Raw genomic sequence first — 3,720 nt, 5'->3', positions numbered from 1 at the left:
AGCGAGGGATTTAGCCGGTTGGCGGGATCCCTCGCTGACGCTTCGGGTTACCAAAAACCAATGCCTGACGCGAAAGCGCAATTTCAAAACTCACGCCTCGGGTGACTGAATCAACCGCCCGCTAGCCGCGGAGCATCCGGATCAGGTCTTCGTTGGACAATTTTGCCGCCGCCTGAGTGCCCTGCATCACGCCGGCCACCAAGTCGCGTTTGGAATCGTGCAGCGCCAGGATTTCTTCTTCAATCGTCCCGCGAGCCACAATTCGGTACACCATCACCGGTTTGTCTTGGCCCATGCGGTGGGCGCGGTCGGTCGCCTGGTCTTCCACCGCCGGATTCCACCAGGGATCCATGTGGATGACATAATCAGCGGCGGTCAGATTCAATCCGGTTCCGCCGGCTTTTAGCGAAATCAAAAAGACGTCGGCGCTGCCGTTTTGGAATTCGTCGACGGCTTCCTGGCGCCGTTTGGCGGGGGTTGATCCGTCCAGGTACTCGTAACTGAAACCCCGCTGCTCCAGCGCCGCGCGGATCAACGCCAAATGTTCGGTGAATTGACTGAAAATCAGAGCCCGGTGGCCCTCCTCACGCAGACTCTCCAGCGTTTCGCACAATTGGTCCAATTTCGCCGATGATCCAGTCCACTGTTTGTTGACCAGCCCGGCGTGGCAGGCGATTTGACGCAGTCGGGTCATCAGCGCCAGGATCTTGAACCGCTGGTCTTGCACCTGGGGCAGAGATTCAATGGATTCGATCTCGCCGATCGCTGCCAGTCGCACCGTTTCGTATTCGGCACGCTCGGCCGGGCTCAAATCGACATACAAGTTCATCTCGGTACGCGGCGGAAGTTCCGTTAGCACTTCGGATTTGGTTCGCCGCAAAACGAACGGCTGCAGCCGATTGGCCAGCGACTTGCGGGCGTTGTCGTCATTTTGTTTTTCGATCGGTGCGGCATATCGCTTGCGAAACGATTCCCAGCCACCGAACACACCGGGCGAAACCACATGGAACAGACTCCACAACTCGCCCAAATGGTTTTCCACAGGCGTGCCGGTCAGGGCGACGGTCCAATCGGCGTCGATGCCGGCAATCGCCTTGCTGGTTTTGCTGCGGCTGTTCTTGATCGCTTGGGCTTCGTCCAACACCATCGTGGACCAGGCCACGCCCGCCAGTGCTTCGGCATCCCGCAGCGCCAATCCATAGCTACAGATCACCAGCGTCCCCGGACCAACACTCGGTAGAAAATCGCTGCGTTCGGTTTCCCGGTACAGGTGCACGTCCAGGTCGGATGCAAATCGCTGGGCTTCGCGGGCCCAGTTGAAACCGACGCTCGTCGGCGCGATCACCAGCGCCGGACCCTCTGCGGATCGATCGAGCAGCACGGCCAGCGTCTGCAGGGTTTTGCCCAACCCCATGTCATCGGCCAAGATCCCGCCGACACCCCACTCGGCTAACTTCCGCAGCCACTTGTAGCCATCGATCTGGTAGTCACGCAGGGTCGCGTCCAGATTGGCGGGGACCGTCGGTTGCAATTTTTCGGCGTTGGCCAATCGCTTGATGCATTTCTCCCAAGCCCGACTGGCTTTGATCGAGACATCCGAATCGATCAATTCGCGAATCGCCGGCGCGGCGGTGGCATCCAGTTTCAACGTGTTGCGATCCAGGTGCGTGGCTTCCTGCAATCGTTTCAGCCGTTTGCGCAGCCCCTCGGAGATGCGCGCCCATTGGCCGTCGGCCAGTTTGATGTAGTCGCCGATGCCCTGTTCGCCTTCGCCGGGCAGCCCCTGAATCAAATCATTCAACGACATCGAGTGTTCACCGAAATTGCATTCGCCAGTGATGCCGAACCAATTGCGTTTGTTCGTGATGTCAACCTTGACGTTGTTGCTGGACAGATTCCCCAGCACCGTGATCGGTTTCTCGCAGGTCCGATCCCACAGCACTTCGACTTGGCTGTCAGGCGATTGCAGCTGTTCGATCAACCGCAATGCAATTCCAAAATCATCGATCGTGCCGAACCAATCGGACCGGTCGATGGTCAGCTGCCAGTGCGTCAATAGCTGGTCGATTTGCTCCGACTCGCGCTCGGCCGAACGTAACAATTGAACCTTTCGACCGTCCCGTTCGCTAGCGACGACCATCGGTCCGGAGAGTGGTTTGCGAAGCACGCCGGCTGCATCGCGAATCCGAATCCCAAAATCCAACGTGCCATTGGTCTGGCTGCGCAGCAAGATCGCCGGTCTGACGTCGTACAACAACAGCGAGCCGGCGATCGAATTGGGCAACATGATGGACAGTCTGGACTGCAGACTTGCCAAATGCTGGGTCAGTTCTTCCCGGTGCTCCTCGTCGACCGCAGGCAATTTCAGCAACGACTTGATCAATTCGACTTCGGTGGAATCGGTTTGGCTGATCAGTAGCTCGTTGGTTTCTTGGTCCAATCGAATGAAACCATTCTGATTGCCCCACGATCGCGTGTAAATCGTTTTACATTTGTCATCTGTAAACATGACACGGTATTTTTGATCGACTGATCCAATCACGAGGTAATTCGGACAGGATCGAACCGTCAATGGTTTGTCGTTAAAGGCCACGTTGTCACAACCAACCAAGCATTGAATCGCCTCGATCGGATCAAGCACGTGCTGAGGACCATAGTAATAATGGTCCCGCTCCTGTTTGATCGCTGCAACGACACATTGATCGCTCGGTGACAACGGCAGACTGCGGTCTTGGCACAATCTTTCCAAACTGACTTTTTTGCCTTTGGTGAATCCGCTGCCGCGTTTCCGCGGGACCTGAAGCTTGGGTTTGATCGACAGGTATCCGTCGTCCAAATCAAGGTTCCACAGAATCCGTCCCTGGGCTTGATGGTTCTCTCGACGGGTCAACAGATCGTCGTTCTGATCCGCCTGGTTGATCAGGTCGCGATTGTTGCTCAGCAACTGCTTGAGTTCGGCAAGGGCAACCTGTGACTGATTCGGTTTGAACAGCTCCCGCGAAGGTTTGCCGGGATCCAGATCACGGCGGCTAATTTTGTCGCGCAGTTCGCGATCGTTGCGCAGCAAATCAGGGACGCCACGGGCAAATTGATAGGCGTGGTCGCAGGGCTCGCTGCCGGACGAACGGTCACAATTGCATCCCGCCGGCGAAGGGTCCTGGTCGATCGACAGGAACACCTGGTGGGTGGTTCTGCCCTGCGTCCATGTGCCTTGGATCTCACCGCAGTCGAACATCCGTTTGATTTCCAGTCTGACGGACTTCGGCGCCGTTTTTGCGTCGACCGGAAACATCGACTCAATTTCCTTGACCGCTTCGATCCAGTCATTCACGTTCGACGCATCAAACGTGGGCTCGTCAAACCAATCCGGATCATCACCGAACAACACCGGCGAGTTCCGTTGGCTGCGCCCCTGCCGGAGCTGGTTCAGCATGGATTGAATCTGTTTCGCCGACAAATTAGAGCGAGCCATTCTGAAATCCGTTTCGGGGACACATGCGATCGACAAAGCCATCGAATTAGAACAAACCACCCGCAAGACTGGCAAGCCAGTCGCCAGATACGCCCCTTGAAAAGCTGCGCTTTCGCGTGGGGATTGTTTTTTGGCAACCCGACGCGTCAGCGAGGGATCCCGTCAACACCCTAAATCCCTCGCTCACGCGTTTTGAAGTTGCGCTGAACAGTCACTTCACCTCAAACGACTCAGCAAATTGCCGCTTC

General features: G+C 56.7%; 1 protein-coding gene. It reads right to left on the bottom strand.

Annotated elements, in window-relative coordinates; translation table 11 throughout:
- Nucleotides 1–121 precede the first annotated feature (121 nt).
- A complete protein-coding gene (locus NHH03_RS12980; RefSeq protein ID WP_253156739.1) occupies nucleotides 122–3,472 on the bottom strand; it encodes a DEAD/DEAH box helicase in 3,351 nt (1,116 codons plus the stop codon).
- Nucleotides 3,473–3,720: the final 248 nt, after the last annotated feature.

This window comes from Stieleria tagensis (assembly GCF_024129865.1).
In the GTDB taxonomy this organism is placed as follows: domain Bacteria; phylum Planctomycetota; class Planctomycetia; order Pirellulales; family Pirellulaceae; genus Stieleria; species Stieleria tagensis.
The sequence above is the reverse complement of the archived record's forward strand: the minus strand, read 5'-3'. Positions and strand labels throughout refer to the sequence as shown.